This is a genomic window from Klebsiella sp. K47 (assembly GCF_051858335.1).
Lineage (GTDB): Bacteria > Pseudomonadota > Gammaproteobacteria > Enterobacterales > Enterobacteriaceae > Klebsiella > Klebsiella pneumoniae.
In genome coordinates this window covers 1-215 of the sequence record NZ_JBPYUI010000531.1, presented here as the reverse complement: position 1 = coordinate 215, position 215 = coordinate 1, and the positions used below count along the sequence as shown (strand labels likewise).

Sequence of the window (215 nt, the reverse complement as noted above, 5' to 3'; positions counted from 1 at the left end):
GAAGGCCTCAACGCCAACGACGAGTCCATTGCCCGACTGGGTGACGAACTTGCCGCCTTTGCCCGCCATTACCAGGAAAAGGCCTCGGAGCTGAGCCGCCTGCGCCAGCAGGCCGCGACCCAGCTGGCTGGCGCGGTGGAGCTTGAGATTCAGCGCCTGGGCATGCCTGGCGGACGCTTCAGCATCGAACTTCGCCCCAACAGTGGCGAAGACTT

General features: G+C 64.7%; 1 protein-coding gene. It reads left to right on the top strand.

The window, feature by feature from the left end:
- A partial coding sequence (locus RRF55_RS29100) for a hypothetical protein (protein ID WP_439419465.1) occupies positions 1-215 on the top strand: 215 nt, incomplete at both ends.